Raw genomic sequence first — 17,315 nt, 5'->3', positions numbered from 1 at the left:
TTTGCCCCCCCCCAGCTGCACTGCAACCGGCTCGGGCTTGGGGTGGAATTTTCAGGTTTTGTGGTGAATCAGGCGGTTTTAAGGGGTTTTTATGGAAATTCTGGGGTAAAAAGTTTTTTGGCCCTTCTCAAAACCCTTGCCCTGTATGGACATACTCAACTACGCAAGTGCCCCCTTAAGTCTTTGCCAAAACAGGCATGAGAGATGAGGAAAGCAATTTCAGGCGAAGAAAAATATTTTGACAATACGGGCTTGGGGTACAGCATCGGGTTTAGCAATGCCTTGCTGGTGGCGAACCACCACGACAATCCTTGGCACTGTCAAGGCGAAAGGTCCGTAGGATGAAATTTTCTCTCAGGCATCTCGCGGACGGAAGCGGTGACGAAACTCTGTTTTCGCTCGCGCTTCCGGCACTGTCGGCCGGGGTCACCGCGGGCCTCTGTCTGCTGGTCATTGAGATTGCCTTCGGAACATTCATATTCTCCGGGGCGCTGGCCCCGTATTCCTCCCAGGGCATCGGCCTGATACTGTTCGGAAACTTCGCCGCATGCCTGCTTATCGCTCTCATAGGAGGGTACCGCGGCACAGTCGCGGGGCTGTCTCCTTTGTTTGTGCCCGTGATGGCAACCATCGCGGCCACGATGAAAACGGACGCCCAGGCGCTCTTCGTGACCACGGCCTGCGCGCTGATCATCAGCGCCGTGGCCGCGGGTATGTGCTGCCTTCTGGTCGGACAGTTCCGGCTCGCCAACCTGCTGCGTTTCATCCCGTATCCGGTGGCGGGAGGGTTTGTGGCAGGGATCGGGGGAGTCGTATGCCTGGCGGCCCTGTCCCTGATGGGGGCAGGTCCGGGCTGGCGTGGAACGGCGCTGATGGAGCCTACTGTGCTGTGGACATGGTTCCCGGGCATCGCCTACGGGGTGCTCCTGTACGGCGCCGTCAGGCGTTGGGGAAATCCCGTGATCCTTCCGGCGAGCATTCTGCTCGCGATCGCCGCGTACCATCTTGCTCTCTCGGCCCTCGGCATTTCCGGCGCCGAGGCCAGGGCGGAGGGACTGCTTCTTGTCAGCACGGCGAAGGGAAGCCTGTGGCCGGCGCTGTGGCCGAGCGATTTCGCGCACGTGGACTGGTCCGCAATTATCGGACAGATGCCGAACATGATAATCCTGATTCTTATTGCCCTGATCTGCGTCATCGTGGATGTCGCCGGACTCGAGGCCGCCGTGGGCGAGGATCTGGAGTGGAACCGCGAGTTCCGGGCGACGGGCCTTGCCAGCATAATTGCCGGATTCGGCGGGGGGACGGCGGCGACCATAATCGTTTCCGCATCGATCCGCAGCAAGATCTTCCGCGCTACCACCCGGCTTACAGGAACAATCGCGGCCTGCGTCGTCGGGGTTGCGCTGCTGTTTGGCGACGGAATGCTGGAACTGGTGCCAACCGCGTTTGTCGGCGGCATGCTGGTTTTTGCCGGCCTCGTCATGCTGGACCAGGGACTGGTGAAGACCCGCGAACGCCTGCCCAGACCGGAATACGCAATCATCCTCCTGATCTTCGTCGTCATCATCTTTTTCGGCCTGCTCGAGGGCGTGGGCGCCGGCATGGCGGCCACCATGGTGTTCTTCGCCGTGCGTCTGAGCCGGGTGGATACGATCGCGTCGCACTTCACCGCGCGCGAGCACCGGAGCAACAAAGCCCGCCCGGTTCCCGATCGCGCCATCCTCCGAGCGGAGGGAGACCGGGTGCAGGCGTACCAGCTTCAGGGATACATCTTCTTCGGCAGCGTCAGCGCCCTGGCAGACCGTCTCAAAAAGTCCCTGGACGGCCCATCGCGGCCCACCTGCCTGATAATCGACTTCTCCGACGTCTCCGGGTTTGACTTTTCGGCGGTGAGCGTGGTGGCACGATTCGTCCAGCGGGCAAACGCGGTGGGGGTACGCGTGGTCTTGAGCGGTCTTTCAGAGAAACTGCGCTTCAGCCTTGAGAAGAACATCGATCCTTCGGTGTTTGCGGAGTTGTGGCTGGAATCGAACGCCGATCACGGCCTGGAACGCTGCGAGGATCTCATCATCGGGGAGTGGAAGACGGGTGCGGCCACGATGGAGCAGCACGCCTCGCTGCTTGAGCACACCGTCGATGACGTTGAACGCTATCTGGAGCGCCAGGTTCGCTTCGAGGACCTCATAGAAACCCTTCGGCCGTGGCTTGTCCCCCGGAACTATGCCGCCGAGGACATCATCGCGGGACCGGATATCCAAAGCGAGGGCCTGCAACTGCTGCTGTCGGGCCGTGCCTCCGTCTACGATTCCGCGGGCCTGCGACTCCGCCAGTGCGGCCCCGGTGACGTGATCTGGCCGTCCAATCCGGCAGTTGACACGGAAACGACGATAGTCGCGGACGAGTCATGCTCCACAATGCTGCTCACCCCCAATGCCCGGAGCTGGATGGAGAAACACGAACAGGGACTGGCGATCGAGTTGTATCAATACCTGCTTGCCGAGCACTTCAGAACTGAGGCGGACGAGGGCGCACCTCAGGATGAGACAGACGGCCGGGAAGATTCCACATGATAATTTCGAGTGGCACGTCGTCCGGGTTTGATGGCAAGGAAATGCGTTGGAGAAGAAAAAGAAACTGAAGCAACTGCGGGAAGCGACGCAAGACGGGAGAGGACAGGGGGAAATGAACAAACCAGAAAAACGTAAGACCTTGCGGCAGGATTTCTGGATATTCTGTCAAGAATACCTTGCTCGGGGAAAAAAGAGGGGTTCCGGACAAACCGGAAGTTCTGTTTTCCCCCTTGCAATCCGGGTTAGAATTGTGGTTTAATGGAAAGCGTGTGATAAAATTTTTACGGGAGGAGTTATAAGAATGAAATTCAGAATATACGGAATAGTTTTGAGCCTGTTTTTCGCGCTGGGGCTTGTTTTTTCGTTCAGTGTGGACCCATCCGCCGGTCACGACGGTACGGGCATAGCCGCGGAAGATGTCATCCCCACAGACGAAGCAAGCGTGAAGGCCTTTCTTAATCACATAATAGCCTTCTACAATCAGAGTTACATCCCAAGCGATTCCACCGAGGAACAGGGCAGAAAAGTGACAGTATACGGCAGACAGATCAGGGAAGAAGGTGTCTACAGAAACTCCGAGAATGGCATGTACTCCATGGGCATAAGCGAAAGGGGAATTGTGACGAATCACGCGGGACATCACCGTCTGTACGGTTACAAGTTTGATTCTGGTGCCTCGGGTTCGGCGGTAGCCAGTACCATACAAGCTTTAATCAAAGGTTTAACCAACATCGACACGCCACCGCGCTGCGAAGAATATAACACCCAGAACACCCAAGGCAGATGGGCCTGCGCGACAAAAGTAGACAGCCCTTCTGGAGTTGTGACGGTCATAGCGGGCCTTGATCACGCAGAAAACGAATCCGCTTTTGTTCGTCCTGACTGCACAAGCTTGAACAGCTTAGCAGAACAGAATCCGAACTATACTTCCGCTATGGAAGTCAATGACAAAGAAAGTCTCCGAAAATATGTAGAAAGTGTTATTGATTTGGGTAGCAAGCTGGTGGGACAGGTTGGTTTAGAACTTTTCAGAGAACATTCTGAACTTTTCAGTAAGATTGCTGGCGGTAAAGCTACAGCTGAGGAGGTGCGTGAAGCTAGAAAGTTGACATCTGGAAAACTCTTTGAAAAAGTCGCCTGCTTCGGCAATGAAGACCCCGATAACGGCCCGGTTGTCAAGCACGGAGAAATATACAGTTTTGTCATGGATACGGACGCGGACGCCACCGTGCTTGTTAACGCACTGAACCCTTCTCTGAACGGCCTAGATCTTCAAGTGACTGATCCGGATCCTATTGACGGAGCAAATATCGCAGAACTGATTCGTGATGCTGTATTTGATGCGCAAGGAAATCCCAAAGAGAAAGGAGAATTCGTTGAATACCATTGGCTGAAACCCGGAGATGATCCAATTGATAATTGGTTTGAGGACAAGGTAGTTCCCGGCAATTCGCGCAAAATCAGCTATGTCAGGGCAGCAAATCTAAACACATCCGGAATTGGACCTGACGCTCTCTACATCGTTGGTTCCGGGATTTACCCTACGGACATGATGCCGGATGATATGCCGGATGATATGCGAACAGAAGACGCTGTTAGTGACGGAGGGTGCACCATCGCCGGAGAGAACAATATGTCTCAAAGCGCATTGCTTAACCTGTTCCTTGTAGCGTCCGTTCTTTTCCCGGTCGTTTTTCTGAGAAGGCGTATATAGGAAGTTTTTCTGATACTGTTTGAAACTGAAAGTATCGGTTGATTGAGCAGGGGTGATTCTGACCGGGTCAGAATCACCCCTACTTTTTTCGACCTCAGAAAACACGTTCTCCTTTTTTAAAGCAGGAAAACAAAAGAACCAGCAAGAACGCTGTCTGCCCGATCTGGGAAGCAACAAAGCACAACCCTTTTTGTCGACCCAGAAATCAGACCGCCCGAAGCAGAACCCGCCCGCAGTAAAAATCCCGGCACTTTTCCGAGAACCCCAGAGAATTTGCCAAATAGATTCCTTTCGTTTCCCATGTCATGACACAGGAACGGATACTGTGCCGGAACCTGGTTTGCTTATTGAAATTCGGACTTTATTTAAATACTATGTCTGTACTGGTATTTCGATACAACGGAAATTACAGGAGGATCAATAAGATGAAATTCAAACCACACGGAATAATTTTGAGCCTGTTTCTTGCGCTGGGGCTTATTTTTTCATTCAGCATTGTGGCGTCCGGTACTCACGGGGACAGTACGATAACCGCACAACAGGTCGCAGACGACCCCGGGAATGAACAGAAGATGACTGATTTTGTTAATCGTATAGTGGCTTACTATGAACATGTTAGGGCCGACAACATAGATGACCGCGCCGCGCTGATCAGAGAACTGACAATATTCGCCAGGAATATCAGGAGAGAAGGAACCTATAGACACGATGATATCTACGCAGTGGGAATAACCGACAATAATGTTATAACGAATCACGCGAGATATCCTGAATTGATAGGTTACACGGTTAATCCGGATGCCGGAACGACGCTCGCGAATACTTTTAAAGCGTTACTCAATGAGTCAAATCTTGAGACTACGGAGTGCCAAGATTATCAGTATGACGACCAGAGCAGGGTAGCCTGTGCGAAGAAAGTGGTGAGCGACCTTACTGATGTGGATGTAACGAACATAGCAGGTCTTCATCACGAGGCAGACGACGACGCTTTTGTTCCTCCTGACTGTTCCGGTCTCACGCTTAACACTACTGCTGAAGATGTTTTTAACGACCCGACCGATGCTAATCTTAAAGCTTACGTAAAAGATGTGATAGAAGCAGTTCAAGAAGACATAAAAGATATAACAGTGGATGAACTTACCAAACTGATAGAGAAAGATCCAAAGACAGCTGGGGTGACCGATCTGGTCTTTCTGGCCGACTCAACTGAACAACAAAAACTTGATAACAAGGTAAAAACAAGAATTCAAGAGCGGTTTTTTTGTTTCGGAAGCGGGGATTTCAATTCTGGAAACATATATGTTTTCGTAATGGATAAGGATCTGGAAGAATCCACAGTGATTGTGAACGGAAACAACTTCGACTTAAACGGCGGCAACCTCAAACTAAAAGACTACAATTTGGAAGGGAATGACAAGACTATAGCGGGCCTGTTTAACAGGGAATTGGCGGACGGAACTTCCGCTTACGCAGACTATCGCTGGGACGACCCCTTAGACGCGGAGGATGGCATCGAGAAATGGTTTGAACGTGATTTGGTTCCCGGCTCATCACCTAAGAGGAGCTACATCGAGGTGGCGGACCTGAACAAAGCTGCCTTTGAAGAACTCCTTGTTCAACTTGGGCACATATCCGTTATTACTGCTGATTCTCTAAGACTTTCCTTTCCTGAGGAGCCTTACATCTTTGGTTCTGGAGTCTACCCGGATGTACCGAATGTGCCGCATATGATGGATAACTTACAAGACGACGTGGCGGATGATGACATGATGGATGAACCAGTAGAATCCGTTACCGGCGGAGGGTGCGCCATCGCAGGAACCAGCAATACGTCTCAAGACACTTTGCTTAACCTGTTCCTTGTAGCGTCCGTTCTTTTCTCGGTTGTTTTCCTTAGAAGACGCGCGTAGAACTTTTTCCAATACCGGTAGTCTCGCTGAAACTGCTGGTAACAGCTGATCAGACAAGGGCAGTCTCGAGACTGCCCTTGTTTTTTCCGGCATCTGAACGCACCTTATTAACAACCCCGAAACAAGGCGGCAGAACATCGAGTTGTTCCCGGGCAGATGCGTATAAGGAGCTGTCTGTTATAATTCTCAAGCCATGGCTAGTACGAAAATAAGATGCAATCTTTTCATTGACGGCGAAGAAAGGGAGCCGCAAGGCGGCGCCTACTCCCTAAGGGAAAGCCCCGCGACGGAAAAACCCCTAGCGGAGGTAGCCCGGGGAGAACCGGAAGACATCGACGCGGCGGTGCGGGCCGCCGGGCGCGCTTTTCCCAAGTGGTCCCGTCTCCCGGCATCCGAACGCGCCAGGCATCTTCTCCGGATAGCCCAAGCTCTCTCTGACAACAAAGATAAAATCGCCCTTGTAAACACACGCGAAACCGGAAAGCCCATACGCGAGAGCGCCGCTGTAGAAATAGGCGGTTCGGTAAGAACGCTTGAGTATTACTCGGGAGCTCACACCCGTCTTAACGGAGAAACAATTCAGGTAAACGAAAACCAGATATCTCTCACCATAAGAGAGCCCGTGGGGGTGGCGGCGCACATAATCCCGTGGAACTTTCCCCTTCTTCTTTCCTTCTGGAAAATAGCCCCGGCGCTGGTAGCCGGATGCACCGTGGTAATAAAGCCCGCGGAACTCACCTCTTGCGGAATCTTCGAGGTGGCTAAACTCTGCGGAGAAGCCGGGCTCCCCGACGGCGTGCTTAACGTGGTGCCAGGAGAGGGGACCGTGGCAGGCCAGGCGCTTACCGAGCACCCCGGGATAGGCAAGATAGCGTTTACCGGTTCCACGGAAGTCGGAAAAAGCGTGATGAGGACGGCGGCTGGGAATCTAAAAAGAGTGTCCCTTGAGCTCGGCGGCAAGGCTCCCTGCATAGTCTTTGCGGACGCGGATGTCGAGGGGGCCGTCGAGGCGTGTCTTCGCGGGGGCTTCTTTAACCAGGGAGAGAACTGCACCGCTGTTACCAGGCTCATGCTCCACGAGGAGATATACGACGAGTTTCTCTCCGCCTACCTGGACAGGGTCTCGAGGATAAGAATCGGGGATCCCGAGGATCCCGAAACCGAGTTCGGAACGGTGATCTCGAAGGAACATTACGAGAACGTGATTAACTACATAGAAAAAGGCGTCTCGGAAGGGGCGCGGGTGATTGCGGGCGGAGACCGCCCCGATGGGTTCGACAGGGGTTACTACATAGCGCCGACGGTTCTCGAGGACGTCCCGCCCGGCTCGACCCTCGCGCGCGAGGAGGTTTTCGGGCCCGTGGTCTGCGTCATGCCCTTTCGAACCGAGGAAGAGGCCGTCACGATGGCAAACGACGTCGAGTACGGACTTGCCGGGGGAATCTGGACCCGGGACATAAACCGAGCGCTTCGGGTCGCAAAGGCCGTAAAGGCCGGCTACCTGTGGGTAAACACCTACGGGGGAATAATTCCCGAGACTCCCTACGGGGGCTTCAAGCAGAGCGGAATCGGCAAGGAACTCGGGGCAGAAGGCATAGACAACTACCTTGAAACCAAGTGCGTAAATATCTTTACCGGGGAAAGCACCGGGAAGTGGTACAGGGGATAGCCTGTGAATTTCGAAGACGTAATCTACGAAAAAACGGACGGTGTGGCCTTTGTGACCATAAACCGCCCGGAGACGCCTTTCGGGACGTGACGCTCCGAGAGATGATCGCGGCGTTTGTGGAGAAAAGGCCGCCCGATTTCTCGCCTTACAGAAAGTAGCCCGCGCCACAGGATTCGCAGCCGTTCCCGCCGCTTGAATTATCCGAACTTTACTCTATAATACAGGGTTTTTATATTTTCGGGTCCGCCATGGAATCAAAACACATGAAAATATTCAGCGGCATGTCGAATCATCCCCTGTTTGAGGATGTATGCGACTATCTTGACGTCTCCCCCGGGCAGATGGAGATAACCCGCTTCAGCGACGGGGAAATATTCGTCGACATAAGGGAGAGCGTGAGGGGTTCCAACGTGTTTCTGATACAGTCCACGTGTCCTCCCGTGAACGAGAACATTATGGAGCTTCTCGTGATCACCGACGCGCTCAAGCGGGCATCGGCAAGATCCATAACCGCAGTCATACCGTATTACGGATACGCAAGGCAGGACCGCAAGGTTCAGCCGCGCGCCCCGATAAGCGCCAAGCTCGCCGCGGACCTGATAGTCGTGGCGGGAGCGAGCAAGATAGTTACCATGGACCTGCACGCCGGCCAGATACAGGGGTTTTTCGACGTTCCGGTAACCCACCTCTACGCCACGCCCGTGATAATCAACCACCTGCGGGAAAAGTACCCCAACGGCGAACTGGTAATCGTTTCCCCCGACGCGGGAGGGGTTGAGAGGGCGACTGAGTTTGCGGACAGGACCCACTCCGAAATCGCCATCTGCTACAAAAGAAGGCCCGCACCCAACGTCGCGCAGATCAGCAACATAATCGGCGACGTGGAAGACAAGCACGCGGTAATAGTCGACGATCTGGTGGACACGGCGGGGACCGCCACGGAAGCCGCGAGAGTGCTTCTTAGCAAAGGCGCGAAAAGCGTATCGCTCTGCTGCACCCACGGCGTTCTCTCAGGACCCGCTCTTGACAGGATAAACAACTCGGACATCGACGAGGTAATAATCACAAACACCATTCCCCAGCAGGAAAACCAGAAAAAAAGTGAAAAAATCACGGTTCTCAGCATCGCCGACCTTATCGGCGAAGCCATAAGGAGAACGGCGCTCGGGGAATCGATAAGCGCACTTTTCACTTAAACGAAATCCAGGAGAAAAACCATGGTACAAAGCTCACTTCGGGTAAAACCCAGAATAAGAATCGGCAAAAGCGGAGCCAGGGAAGTAAGAAAGGAAGGAAACATACCGGCCATACTTTACGGACAGGGGGAGAATCCGGTAGCGCTTGTGGTGCGTCCCGACGAACTTAAGCGGGCGCTTTCAAACAACGCCGGAATAAACACCGTCTTGGAACTTGAGATAGAAGGCTCCGAGGCCCCCGCGAAAAGGTTCTCGATGGTGAAGGAAATCCAGAGAGACCCCATTAAAAACAGGGTGATCCATCTTGATTTTCTGGCTATCGACATGAAAAAAAACGTCAGGGTAGGGGTTCCGGTAAACACCCGGGGAAGATCCGAAGGGGAAAGAACAGGGGGGAAGCTCGAAAAACTGATGAGAACCATTGACCTTGAATGCCTGCCGGGCGACATTCCCGATTCGATAGAAATAGACGTAAGCTCTCTCGGCATAGGGGGTTTCGTGGACATAGGAGGCCTTTCACTCGGCGAGGGAGTAAAACCGATCAGAGACGCAAGCGAGAAAGTCGTCCAGGTGATAGCGCAGCGCTCGACAGAGGATGTGGAGAACGAAGAAGAAGAGGAACAGGAAAAAGAAGCCGAGGAAGCCCAGGAATAAGTTGCCAGATCCATGCGATACCTGATTGCCGGCCTGGGAAATCCCGGTTCCGCCTACGACAACACGAGACATAACATAGGCTTCTGCGCGGCTGAACGTGTGGCTGAACGCCTGGGAGTAAAAATCGGGAAGAAGAAATTCAGAAGCCTCTGCACAGAAGCGGTCTACTCGGACGAGAAGCTGCTCATAATAAAGCCACAGACCTTCATGAACGCAAGCGGCGAGGCGCTTCGCGAAGCGAAGGAGTTCTACAGGATAGCGCTTGAGCGGATAATCGTGGTCTACGACGAGCTCGATCTCCCTCTTGGAAACATAAGGGTGAACAGGGGAGGAGGGTCGGCCGGGCATAATGGAATAAAATCAGTGATGGCTTCTTTGGGTTCCGGGGAGTTCTGCAGGGTGAGAATCGGCATAGGGAAACCCTTGGGGAAAAAAGAGGGTCGGGATCACGTTCTCTCCACGTTCGCCTCAAATGAGAGAGACACAGCGGCGGAGATGGTCGAGACTGCGGTCGAGGCGACGTTTGAGATAATAAGCGCCGGGGTGGACTCGGCGATGAACAAATTTAACAGTCGACTGAACTGAAAAAAACAATTCTCTACTAGGAGGAATTTACCAATGGGTATGGGTGAAGTACTGGCGGGCAATATAGGACTTGCGGGAATCGTGGTAGGTCTTATCGTGCTCCTATACGCGTTATTTGTATACAGGGGGATAAACAAGCTTCCTGAAGGAAACGACAAAATGAAGCAGATCGCTTCTGCGATTCACGAGGGAGCGATGGTGTTTTTGAAAAGGGAGTACAGGATAATCGGCCTTTTCGCCGCGATTGTCTTCGTTCTGCTCTCGGTGTTTCTTGGAATTGAAACCGGGGCCGCATATCTCGGCGGGGCGATCTGTTCGCTTATAGCTGGATTTTTCGGCATGAAGTCAGCCACGAAAGCTAACGTGAGAACGGCACAGGCGGCAGCGACCGAGGGACAGGGAAAAGCCCTTGAAGTAGCTTTTCGGGGTGGAAACGTGATGGGGCTTTCGGTCGCGGGTCTTGGTCTTCTGGGACTCTCTGTAGTTTTCCTTCTGGGAATCGACCTCCAGACGAAGCCCGAGGACGCATCTGCCTTTACCGCGTTCTTAAAGGAATTCGGAGGAATGATAGGCGGATTCGCAATGGGAGCCAGCACCGTGGCTCTTTTCGCGAGGATAGGCGGAGGTATATTCACCAAGGCCGCAGACGTCGGAGCGGACCTCGTCGGAAAGGTGGAAGCCGGAATACCTGAGGACGATCCGAGAAATCCGGCCACGATTGCAGATAACGTCGGAGACAACGTCGGAGACGTGGCGGGAATGGGCGCCGACCTTTTCGAATCCTACGTGGGAGCCGTAATCGCCACCGTAGTAATCGCGGCCAGCATGGCGACAAACCAGCTCGCCATGATGTCGGTCCCGCTGATACTGATCGTAATCGGAAGCCTCTCATCCCTGGTCGGGTCCAAGGCGGTGGAGTGGCTCAGGGAAGGAGAGCCGAGCGCCGTGCTTGAGAGATCCACGATATTCGCCGCGGTCGTATACTGCGCAATCTCCCTGCTGGCACTTTACGGGCTGGCGCAGGTGGAAAGCCTGCCCACCATGGGAACACAGGGATACCTGAGCATATGGATCACCTCCATAGCGGGTCTGCTCGCGGGGATACTGATCGGAAAAATCACAGAGCATTTCACCTCGGGACCGCCGATCAGGAAGATAGCCAACGCCTCCGAGACGGGAGTCGCAACCAACATAATCGAGGGAATCGCGGTGGGAATGTACAGCACGGCTTACCCCGTGCTTATAATCGCGGTGACGATAGTCCTGTCCTACTGGCTCACGGGGCTTTACGGAATAGGAATAGCCGCGGTCAGCATGCTCGCGACCATAGGAATAACGATGTCGGTTGACGCCTACGGTCCGGTCGCGGATAACGCGGGCGGCATCGCGGAAATGTCGGAACTCGGCACAGACGTAAGAAAGATCACGGACAAGCTCGATTCTCTAGGCAACACCACCGCGGCCATCGGAAAAGGATTCGCCATCGGTTCCGCGGCCCTCTCCGCCCTGGCGCTTTTCGCCGCCTACACAAACGCCGTGGGGCTCTCTTCAATCGACATTACCCAGCCCAAGGTCGTGGCGGGGATGCTCGTGGGAGGAACCATACCGTTTCTTATAGGCGCCCTGACCATGGGTTCCGTGGGAAGGTCGGCGCAGCAGATGGTTGAGGAAGTAAGAAGGCAGTTTCGGGAGATAAGCGGACTTCTTGAAGGAAAATCCACGCCGGATTACTCAAGGTGCGTTCAGATAAGCACAGACGCTTCCCTAAAAGAGATGATACTGCCGGGCATTACCGCCGTAGTGGTGCCGCTCGTAATAGGTTTTGCCCTTGGAGAGGAAGCCCTCGGAGGTTTTCTCGCAGGTGCCGTTGTGGCGGGAGTCATGCTCGCGCTTATGATGGCGAACTCGGGCGGAGCATGGGACAACGCGAAAAAATTCATAGAGGAAGGCAACCTGGGGGGGAAAGGATCGGAGGCACACAAAGCCGCCGTCGTCGGAGATACGATAGGAGATCCGTTTAAGGATACCTCAGGACCGGCTATGAACATCCTGATCAAACTGATGTCCATAGTATCGCTTGTCGTAGCTCCTCTTCTTATAATATAAAACGGACGCTTTACCTGCGGGCTGGGGGGTCATGATCCCCCAGCCCGTTTTTTTCCACCCGTATTTGCACAGTTATCGAAAATCGGTATAGTAGTCTCCTCTGTTGCTCCTGACTTCAAAGCAACGATGTTCAGGGGCCTAAGACCACAACAGGAGGCAGTAAAGATGGCTATAGAGCCAAAGAAGTACGAAACGCTTTATCTCGTAAGACCAGATATATCCCCCGAAGACCTTCTTACGATCCAGAACAGGGTCGAGCAGAGCGTGGCCGGAAACGGCGGGGAGATGATAAAATCCGAAAAATGGGCCGAAAGGGATCTCGCGTACAGAATAGAAAATTACACCAGAGGCACCTACTACATAGCCGTTTACGCGGCTGAATCCAAGGCCGTAACGGACATAGAAAGATATTTTAACCTCTCGAAAAACAATGTTCTGCGGTTCATGACCGTAAAGTACATCGAGGAGGAACAGAAAACTGCGGGCGGTGGGATGAACGTTCCTCCGCAACCATCCGAGCAAGAGGACCAGAGCGCTTTTCAGTCCCCTTCCTCAGAGTCTGAAAGTCAGGCCGAAGGCAACGGTGAGCCTCCACAGGAAGCCGCTGAACAGATTCAGGGAGACGAAGTACAGCCTCAAGAAGCTGCTGAACAGGTTCAGGAAAGCGAAGAACCGTCCCAAGGAGATGTGGAACAGCCCCAGGGGGACGAAGAAAAGACCCAAGGAGGCGACCAGTCATGAGCAGAAGACCAATGGGAGGGGGAGGCGGAAGAAGGTTTTACTCGCGCAGAAAGAAGCCCAGGGATCTTGCCAAGGAAGGCAAGCAGATAGATTACAAGGACACGGAACTTCTCTCGCAGTTCATAACTGAGAGAAAAAAAATACTGCCCAGGAGAAACACGGGGCTCTCCAGGCAGGAGCAGAGAAAGGTGGCGATTGCTATAAAGAGAGCCCGCTTCATGGCGCTTTTGCCGTATACGGTAACCCACAAGTGATTCCCGGATACCGCTTAACCGATGCGCGGAGGTAAACAATGAAAGTAATTCTGATTTCCGATGTGGAAAACGTAGGAGTCGTCGGAGACGTAAAAGAAGTGAAAAACGGGATGGCGAGGAACTATCTTTTTCCCCGCAAGCTCGCTGTAAAGGCAACCGAATCGAACCTTAAGGCCTGGAAAAGCAAGATAGAAGCCATAAGACTGCGCAAAACCGAAGTCCTTGAGAATGCCAAAACGCTTGCCGAAAAACTCGAAGGTCTTGAAATCTCCATATCCGCCAAAGCCGGGGAGGGAGACAGGTTGTTCGGGTCAGTTACCTCGCAGAACATTTCCGACGCGCTCGAGGAAAAAGGATTCGAGATCTCAAGAAGGGACATACTGCTTGACGGAACTTTAAAGGAACTTGGAACATACACAGTTGCACTTAAACTCCACACGGACGTAACACAGCAGGTAACAGTGAACGTCGTGAAGGAAGAAGAACAGGAGTAAAAAGCAGAACCTTATTGACATTTTCCGGAGGAAAATCACATGTCAGACAGTTTAAAAACCCCCCAGTTCGCACCGATAGGAGAAAAAGAGGTCACCAGGGCCATCGTTGAAGGATTCTCGGATGAATTCAGCGAATACATTACAAGCGACGTCATAATCGTCGGTGCGGGGCCGAGCGGGCTCGTGGCGGCAAAGGACATAGCGAAAAGAAAGTACAAGGTTCTGCTCGTTGAAAGAATGAATTACCTAGGAGGAGGGTTCTGGATCGGCGGATACCTGATGAACAAGGTCACCGTACGCGCCCCGGGGCAAACAGTTCTTGACGAGATTGAAGTGCCGTATGAAGAGGTCACAGAAGGACTTTTCGTCGCCGACGGTCCTTACGCCTGTTCGAAGCTGATAGCGACGGCGTGTGAGGCCGGGGCGAAAGTGAGGAACATGACGCTGTTTGACGATCTGGTTTACAGGGAAAACGGAAGAGTCGCGGGGATAGTGATCAACTGGACGCCCATCGCAAACATGCCCAAGGAAATAACTTGCCTTGACCCCGTAGCAATAGAATCAAAACTGGTAATAGATGCCACAGGGCACGACGCCTACTGCGTTTCCAGACTATCTCAGCAGGGCCTTTACAGAAAACTTCCGGGTCACGGATCGATGTGGGTCGAGAAATCGGAAGAAGCGCTCGTTGAATACACTGGAGAAGTACATCCCGGCCTGCTCGCGTGCGGAATGGCGGTTAACACCACCTTCGGGCTTCCGAGGATGGGGCCCACTTTCGGCGGGATGCTACTTTCCGGGAAAAAGGTAGCCCAAGTGGCTATAAACATACTTGATGAAATGGATTAGAAACCGGGACGGTTTCCTGTTCATTACAGCGTAGCGGGGCGCAGCTTCTACCGCCTTTTTCCTATTTTTCTTATTTCGCTCTCGCACTCGGTGCATAAAAAGCCCGAGTACTGTATATCGAGAACTTCTTTCTGCCAGTGGGAATTAAAAAGTGCGCATCTGCCGTTTTGGCAGAATTCCTTCCCGGAGAAATGGTGCAGAAGAGGCTGAAGTATGTAGGGGCCTGTTATCTTAGTTATCCTCTCGTCTTCGTAATCAACGAACTTTCCCCGAAACGCCTCGTCAAGCTCTGAGAGATTCTTTCCCGAACGGGTAAACTCCGCCTTGAGAAAATAATACTCCCTAGGCCTTGCCGGACCTTCCACAAGTCCCGAGGTTGAAATAAAGGACGGAAATCCCGAGATTATAACCCTCGCGTGGTATCTCCGGGATCCGTAGGTACCAAGCAGCCTGCCCGTGATAACTGCGTGAAAGCCGTTTTCCGCAAGTTCGCCGGGATGCTTTCTAAGAAAAAATCTCGAGAATATTCTCTGAACCCAAAAACCGTCATAAAACTCCTTTTCAAACGGTTCGGACGGCAGATGAGTTTCGAAGAAGTCAACAGGCGTTTCAATGTCAAAAACCCTGGCTTTTGAGAGAAAGGATTCAAGTTCAGCCACCTCCTCGGCCGCAAGCGAGAGATAGGCAAGGAAGTCCCCGCGAAACTCAACCGAGAGACCCAGATCCGTGAGAAAATCCGTCACGCCCCGCATGACGAGCGATTGCGAGGGACTGTCTGAATAAAGATATATGGGAAACATCAGGGCAAAACCCCCAATTTTCTCAGAAATCGTAGCCGTGCGAGAACTCGGCTATGATTTCAATTTCCACAGGGGAATCCATCGGAAGCGCAGGAACCCCCACCGCGACCCTCGCGTGGCGTCCGTTCTCGGAGAGTATGTCGGAAAAAAGTTCTGAGGCGCCGTTAACCACCTTGTGCTGTTCCGTAAATCCGGGGGCGCTTGCCACGTAACCCGTCACTTTCACGATCCTGCTTAGCTGGCGAAGATCTTCCAAGGTATGACTGATCACGGAAAGGCCGTTTATCGCCGCGAGCCTGGCCGCTTCGTAGCCATCTCCAACCGTAAGATCGGATCCCACCTTGCCCATGAAAAGAAGCTTTCCTTTTTCAACGGGAAGCTGACCTGATACAAAAATTAGATTGCCCGACACTGTAGCGGGAACATAGCTTCCCAAAGCCGGAACTTCCTCTGCAAGCTCTATTCCAAGTTCTGCGAGTTTTTCCTCTATCATCACTCGCGCCCCATCTTTACGCCAAGATATATTGTCCTTCCCTTGCGCTCGACAAGAAAAAGCAGGGTTCCACCAGAACCGTGCTTCTCAAGCGCTCCATGGTATTCATCGAGTCCGCCAACTGCATCTCCGTTTACCTCCACTATCACATCGCCCGGGAGAAACCCTGCTTCGGAGGCGAGGCTCCCGCGTGCAACTCTTGCGATAATGACTCCGCCCGAGGCCTTGATCTGGAACCGGTTTCTGAGTTGCTCGGTTATCTCGCTCACTTCAATGCCGAGTTCCTCCTCCGTTTTCAGCTTATCGGGAGATTCCTCGATTTTCTCGTTCTCGGGATGTTCGACAAGCTTTATGGTAAAGATCTTCTCCTTCCCGTCTCGAAGCACCACGAATTTCGTATCAACCCCGGGCCTGGTAAGCGCCAGTTTCCTTGCAAGCGTAGCGGCGTCCGGAATTTTCTCGCTCCCCACGGAAACAATAACGTCTCCCCTTCTGATGCCCGCCTTGTCCGCCGGACTTCCTTCCTTGACCTCGGATACGAGCCCTCCCTTGTCGCGGTTGATCCCGAGGGCCTCGGAAATTTCCGGGGTTATGTCCTGAATCATTATCCCAAGCCAGCCCCTGATGACCTTTCCATGAACCTTGAGATGCTCAACGACAGTCTTCGTCATGTTTATCGGTATGGCGAAACCGAGGCCTTGGCCGCGGGCCATGACCGCGGTGTTCACGCCTATCACCTTGCCCTCATAGTCAAAAAGCGGTCCGCCGCTGTTTCCAGGGTTAATAGCCGCGTCGGTCTGGATGAAGTTGTCGTATCGCCCGATTCCAAGAGCCCTTCCCTTCGCGCTGACTATCCCGGCGGTGACCGTGTGACCCAGGCCGAAAGGGTTTCCGATGGCAAACACCGAGTCTCCTATGGCAAGGGTCGAGGAATCACCCATTTCCACAGCGGGAAGAGGCTCTTCCGGATCGATTTTCAGCAGGGCAAGATCCGTCACGGGATCGGTGCCGACTATCTTGGCAGTGTATTTTTTGCCGCCTTCGAGTATCACCTCGATCTCCTCGGCTCTTCTCACTACATGGTTGTTAGTAATTATGTAGCCGTCGGAACTCATTATGAAGCCGGAACCCAGTCCCTTGTTCCTGAACTCCCTCCCCGGCATCTGGTCGGAGAAAAACTTTTCGAAAAATTTCTTGAAGTACTCATCCTGATACGGCGAAGTTTTTATTACGTTTGTCGTGCTTATATTAACGACCGAAGGGGTAAGACGCTTTACCGT

Annotated in this window: 16 protein-coding genes; 13 read left to right on the top strand and 3 right to left on the bottom strand. The window is 53.2% G+C overall.

Translation table 11 applies throughout. The features are described 5' to 3' along the window. The 13 genes from OXG10_02700 to OXG10_02640 all read left to right on the top strand — a co-directional run. Nucleotides 1-201 (top strand): hypothetical protein (locus tag OXG10_02700; GenBank protein MCY3826279.1); only part of this gene is annotated, 201 nt, incomplete at its 5' end. A 140-nt stretch (nt 202-341) separates the two neighbouring features. Continuing rightward, nucleotides 342-2,570, top strand: coding sequence for a SulP family inorganic anion transporter (locus OXG10_02695; GenBank protein ID MCY3826278.1), 2,229 nt, complete (start codon nt 342-344; stop codon nt 2,568-2,570). Between the two features lie 301 nt (nt 2,571-2,871). After that, the gene (locus tag OXG10_02690; GenBank protein MCY3826277.1) at nt 2,872-4,284 is read left to right on the top strand and encodes a hypothetical protein; all 1,413 of its coding nucleotides are present in this window, start codon (nt 2,872-2,874) and stop codon (nt 4,282-4,284) included. Nucleotides 4,285-4,709: 425 nt separating this feature from the next. After that, nucleotides 4,710-6,194 carry a hypothetical protein gene (locus OXG10_02685; GenBank protein ID MCY3826276.1) on the top strand — a complete coding sequence of 495 codons (1,485 nt, stop codon included), beginning with the start codon at nt 4,710-4,712 and terminating at the stop codon, nt 6,192-6,194. A 193-nt stretch (nt 6,195-6,387) separates the two neighbouring features. Continuing rightward, a complete protein-coding gene (locus OXG10_02680; protein ID MCY3826275.1) occupies nt 6,388-7,863 on the top strand; it encodes an aldehyde dehydrogenase family protein in 1,476 nt (491 codons plus the stop codon). A 248-nt stretch (nt 7,864-8,111) separates the two neighbouring features. Further along, on the top strand, nt 8,112-9,059 hold the full coding sequence (locus tag OXG10_02675) for a ribose-phosphate pyrophosphokinase (protein ID MCY3826274.1): 948 nt from the start codon (nt 8,112-8,114) through the stop codon (nt 9,057-9,059). Between the two features lie 21 nt (nt 9,060-9,080). Further along, the gene (locus OXG10_02670; GenBank protein MCY3826273.1) at nt 9,081-9,713 is read left to right on the top strand and encodes a 50S ribosomal protein L25; all 633 of its coding nucleotides are present in this window, start codon (nt 9,081-9,083) and stop codon (nt 9,711-9,713) included. Nucleotides 9,714-9,725: 12 nt separating this feature from the next. Further along, nucleotides 9,726-10,298, top strand: a complete 573-nt coding sequence (gene pth / locus OXG10_02665) for an aminoacyl-tRNA hydrolase (GenBank protein MCY3826272.1) — start codon at nt 9,726-9,728, stop codon at nt 10,296-10,298. A gap of 39 nt (nt 10,299-10,337) precedes the next feature. Then, nucleotides 10,338-12,404 carry a sodium-translocating pyrophosphatase gene (locus OXG10_02660; GenBank protein MCY3826271.1) on the top strand — a complete coding sequence of 689 codons (2,067 nt, stop codon included), beginning with the start codon at nt 10,338-10,340 and terminating at the stop codon, nt 12,402-12,404. Between the two features lie 165 nt (nt 12,405-12,569). Beyond that, a complete protein-coding gene (rpsF, locus tag OXG10_02655) occupies nt 12,570-13,145 on the top strand; it encodes a 30S ribosomal protein S6 (GenBank protein ID MCY3826270.1) in 576 nt (191 codons plus the stop codon). Beyond that, on the top strand, nt 13,142-13,399 hold the full coding sequence (gene rpsR, locus OXG10_02650; GenBank protein MCY3826269.1) for a 30S ribosomal protein S18: 258 nt from the start codon (nt 13,142-13,144) through the stop codon (nt 13,397-13,399). The genes rpsF and rpsR overlap by 4 nt, the downstream gene beginning before the upstream one ends. A gap of 38 nt (nt 13,400-13,437) precedes the next feature. Next, nucleotides 13,438-13,893: a 50S ribosomal protein L9 gene (rplI, locus tag OXG10_02645; protein ID MCY3826268.1), complete on the top strand. Its 456-nt coding sequence runs from the start codon at nt 13,438-13,440 to the stop codon at nt 13,891-13,893. 39 nt (nt 13,894-13,932) lie between these two features. Further along, nucleotides 13,933-14,742, top strand: coding sequence for a sulfide-dependent adenosine diphosphate thiazole synthase (locus OXG10_02640; protein MCY3826267.1), 810 nt, complete (start codon nt 13,933-13,935; stop codon nt 14,740-14,742). Between the two features lie 47 nt (nt 14,743-14,789). On the opposite strand, the gene OXG10_02635 is transcribed toward OXG10_02640, so the two are convergent. The 3 genes from OXG10_02635 to OXG10_02625 form a co-directional block, all read right to left on the bottom strand. Beyond that, on the bottom strand, nt 14,790-15,542 hold the full coding sequence (locus OXG10_02635; GenBank protein MCY3826266.1) for a hypothetical protein: 753 nt from the start codon (nt 15,540-15,542) through the stop codon (nt 14,790-14,792). Nucleotides 15,543-15,564: 22 nt separating this feature from the next. Further along, on the bottom strand, nt 15,565-16,035 hold the full coding sequence (locus OXG10_02630) for a RidA family protein (GenBank protein MCY3826265.1): 471 nt from the start codon (nt 16,033-16,035) through the stop codon (nt 15,565-15,567). Continuing rightward, the coding region (locus OXG10_02625) for a Do family serine endopeptidase (GenBank protein ID MCY3826264.1) at nt 16,035-17,315 on the bottom strand (1,281 nt) is incomplete at its 5' end. The genes OXG10_02625 and OXG10_02630, both read right to left, overlap by 1 nt.

The sequence above is a fragment of the Candidatus Dadabacteria bacterium genome, assembly GCA_026706695.1.
Classification (GTDB): domain Bacteria; phylum Desulfobacterota_D; class UBA1144; order Nemesobacterales; family Nemesobacteraceae; genus Nemesobacter.
Note: the sequence above shows the minus strand (reverse complement) of the source record. Positions and strands in the feature narration are given on the sequence as shown.